At 33.7% G+C, this 3,638-nt stretch carries 4 protein-coding genes; 3 read left to right on the top strand and 1 reads right to left on the bottom strand.

Going from position 1 to position 3,638, the window contains the following annotated elements; genetic code table 11:
- The first annotated feature begins 109 nt into the window (after positions 1-109).
- Positions 110-442 carry a transposase gene (locus tag VSA01S_RS19340; protein ID WP_050567492.1) on the top strand — a complete coding sequence of 111 codons (333 nt, stop codon included), beginning with the start codon at positions 110-112 and terminating at the stop codon, positions 440-442.
- A 452-nt stretch (positions 443-894) separates the two neighbouring features.
- Here VSA01S_RS19340 and VSA01S_RS19345 read toward each other — a convergent pair whose 3' ends face one another.
- Positions 895-1,770 carry a BspA family leucine-rich repeat surface protein gene (locus VSA01S_RS19345; protein ID WP_050567491.1) on the bottom strand — a complete coding sequence of 292 codons (876 nt, stop codon included), beginning with the start codon at positions 1,768-1,770 and terminating at the stop codon, positions 895-897.
- A 464-nt stretch (positions 1,771-2,234) separates the two neighbouring features.
- Here VSA01S_RS19345 and VSA01S_RS19350 point away from each other — a divergent pair, with 464 nt between their 5' ends.
- Together VSA01S_RS19350 and VSA01S_RS19355 are read left to right on the top strand one after the other, a co-directional pair.
- Positions 2,235-2,678 (top strand): CesT family type III secretion system chaperone, encoded by a 444-nt coding sequence (locus VSA01S_RS19350; RefSeq protein WP_039983656.1) that lies wholly within the window; start codon positions 2,235-2,237, stop codon positions 2,676-2,678.
- Between the two features lie 348 nt (positions 2,679-3,026).
- A partial coding sequence (locus VSA01S_RS19355; RefSeq protein ID WP_147052771.1) for a hypothetical protein occupies positions 3,027-3,638 on the top strand: 612 nt, incomplete at its 3' end.

Here is a 3,638-nt window from a genome sequence, read left to right on the forward strand (position 1 = left end):
CCATAATACGCACCTAATCTATTGGAGCAATTTAGTAATGTCCGGTTTTAGCCACTTCAAAATGTCCTCCTAAGATTAACAACATTGTTAGCTTTTGAGGCTTTAACCGATGTTGATTACGGTGAGTGAAAAAGATATTTATCGATTTAAGGTTCTGTCTGACGTCCGTGAAAAGCGATTACGTCAAATTAATGCTGCAATTCTAAATGTGTCTGTTCGTCATATCCGGCGTTTACTCAATCGACTCTCCACTTTAGGATCTCAAAATCTCGCGCACGCTGGTCGTGGTCGTCCAAGTAACCAACGTTACTCTGAAGATTCTAAAGTTGAAATACTAAAGATCATTCACAAGTATTATTCTGATTTCTCACCAACGCTCGCTCTAGAAAAACTTTCAGAGCAACACAACATCGCTGTATCTAAAGAGACTTTACGTCAATGAATGATCACCAACGGACTAACGCAAGCCCTGAGTTTACCAACCTCGTTTCGTTACCGACGGGCTTGCATCATGAAATCTTCTAAATCTTGTGAACGTTTTTGTATCTAGTTTTCGGCGTGAAAAAGCATTAATTATTAAAAGGCTCCTTCAAGAGCCTTTTCTTTTAAATCATTTGTTACACTCTAGAATAGTTAACAGCTAGATATGCAATCGAAACAAGCATTTAACCTTTCACGCCAACAAAGTTATGCAATCATAATTAAGATTAAATAATTAAAAACATTTAAAATGATAGCATTAGTAAAAAGGTATCGTTGAACAATTATGCTCATTGATATCTTTATTTGATCAGCCTGTTCAAATCAAAGTAACGCAAAGGCTTATAGATTACCGACTTTTTCTTAGTTACCAAATAAAAAGGCAGTTTTGATTCATTTGCCTTATTTTACTTTTCAATATAAAAAATCTGGCCATTTGTCTTTGGTAAGAGATGGTGCAAACCAATTGTGGTATTTTACTTTTGTAACATTCAAATTGTTCAGATTTTGTTGAAATGTTACTGCTTCATTTAACATTGCAGTCATGTCAATAACATTAGAGGTATCTAAATCACCTATGTACTGGTTAAAAGACAATGCATTCGAAAACATGTACCTCATATCTTTCACATTTGAAGTATCCCAATGGCCTATATATTGATTAAAATTTATTGCAAACTCAAACATATAACTCATATTGGTCACTTTAGAGGTGTCCCAATGACCAATATATTGATTAAAAGATTTAGCATTATGAAACATAGCGGCCATATCGATGACACTTGAAGTATTCCAACTACCAATGTTTTGGTTAAAAGCTTCAGCTGTATTGAACATACCGACCATTGTTTCTACATTAGAAGTGTTCCAATAGCCTATATCTTGGTTGAAAGACTTAGCACTATAAAACATGGCGTACATCGTAGTTACATTCGACGTATCCCAGCTTCCTATATCTTGGTTAAATGTGGTGGCGTTCTCAAACATACGCTCCATGTTTGTTACATTCGAGGTATCCCAATCACTTATATCTGCATTAAAAAAGTGGCGTCCTTTAAATAAATGACTCATGTCAGTGACTTGTGTTGTGCAGAACCGTACCTCTCCTTGTTCTAAAAGGTTTATCATTGTTTGATCTCTAATTGAATCATCATTCATTACGATATACACTTTTCCCTCTTCATATATCACTGATTCTGCTCTCCACTCTGGGCACTTAACTGATGCACAAGCACTATGGGTGATAAAAGCGGCTGTGCCGATAATAAGTAACGTAATGTTTTTTTTCATAGTTATTTTCCTAGAGTTTATAGATATCATTTATTAGTGTGGTTTTTTTGACACTGGCAGAACGATTGTATTTATAAAAGATACTCATGCTAACCGGCATATGATATTTAAATTAAAAACATCAAATTTTTTTAATGCTGCTCAAATAAGGATGAAAAATTATCTATAAAAAAGATTTTAATAACGGGTAAGGGTTACATTTATCTCACCTACTTCCATAAATAATCTTATAGATTAATATAGATGCTTAGAATAGACACCAACATTGCTAAAATCTTATTTACCTTTTGTTACTAAGTCTTTATTCTGACGTAATTAAAGCAATAGACTGAAGGCACCAAGACTACCCGTAATGATTTTCGCCATATAATCATTAACATTAATTTAGTCTAGAGGGATCACCAACAACGATAGATAAATTAAACCTTTTGCTTTCATTAATATCATTAAAAGAGGTAATAAATATGAATAAACAGTATATAAAAGCCATCGAGATGCTCTGCCTAAAGTGTGGTCTTGAAGTTCCTAAAAAGATCAGCGAGATTACAAGCCTAAAAGTTGGTGAACAAGAATGCCACATTACTGAACACCCTACCGGACGATTACTAATGTTCAGTAGTTTAGATCAAATCACTCCACAGAATTTTCACATACTGCTTGAAGTAAGTATTTTTAGCCAAGAAGAAAAAAAACCAATAGTAGGCTTCGATTCAGAGAAAGATGCTTTCGTTCTCTGGAATCACCAGCCAATTGTACAAGCTGACTGTCACACTTTATATCAACAGCTCGAATTGCTAAGCCAATACTACGACTATATACAAGAAAAACTTAACGATTCAGACTTGGATTATAAAGATTCTGTTGAGGCAAGGAAAAACCTTTTAAATACAGGCCTATTTAGAGTGTAATACTATAACAATTACGTGGGCTATTTATAGAAAAACAAACAGTTACGCGTCACGGTTCATTATAAAAAGTTACTGTGTAGCTATACCTTTGGCTTTTTTAATTCGTATTAAAACATATATCACTTATATCATAAACATGCATTTTAAATTTTAATTCAGACATTAAAAACCCAGAATCTTTATTGGCAGTTTAATCTATAATGAGCTCAAACATAATATTAATTAACAAACCTACTTTTATGTGACTATATGTGGGTAAATATCACAATTTAGGATATTAAGATTTTTGTTATAGTAATATGCTAGGTTAATTTTCCTATGGACCTTACTTAGGAGTATTTAAAAATCATGAATAAAATAACATCTGCATTTATTATTATGGCAGCCACTCAAATTCCTGTTCACGCTCAAGAAGATACTGAAGAAGATATTTCAAGTACTTCTCCTGAAGGTGTTCACACTAAATATGAATCTGAACATCAAGTTCAGGATAAAATGGCAGAAAAAGGTTTTACCTTACATCGTTGTGGCATTCACACCATGGTACAAAAAACTGATGTACCTGATGATGAGGTTAAAATACCACACAGCCAGATACAATGCTTTTACTCAAAACCAGGAGAGCATCCATCAGATAACTCAAAATTAGCTTATTGGAATCTACAAATTTCTTACGATACTTCCGATCAACTTTATAAAGCAGGTAAAGAATTCGTTAATTTTTACGAAGGAAAAGTTCGCACTATTAGACCTGAATATCTTTTAGATTCAGCACCTCACCTTTTTAAACAACGTGCAGATCTTCAGTCCGCGGGCATGACTGTTGGTAACTGTGACTTACAACAAGTATATTATTTTATGAAACCAACGGATGACGTCTATTTATCAAATTTAGCAACATGCCCCGTACATACACCGGATAAAGACCTATCAGGCTACATAAAACTAGATATTAATTTT

The sequence above is a fragment of the Vibrio sagamiensis NBRC 104589 genome, assembly GCF_007990935.1.
GTDB lineage: Bacteria > Pseudomonadota > Gammaproteobacteria > Enterobacterales > Vibrionaceae > Vibrio > Vibrio sagamiensis.

What these genes read in the sequence shown, in the direction of transcription:
- VSA01S_RS19340 (WP_050567492.1), top strand. Translation starts at nt 110, where the DNA reads ATGTTGATTACGGTGAGTGAAAAAGATATTTATCGATTTAAGGTTCTG.
- VSA01S_RS19345 (WP_050567491.1), bottom strand. Translation starts at nt 1,770, where the DNA reads ATGAAAAAAAACATTACGTTACTTATTATCGGCACAGCCGCTTTTATC.
- VSA01S_RS19350 (WP_039983656.1), top strand. Translation starts at nt 2,235, where the DNA reads ATGAATAAACAGTATATAAAAGCCATCGAGATGCTCTGCCTAAAGTGT.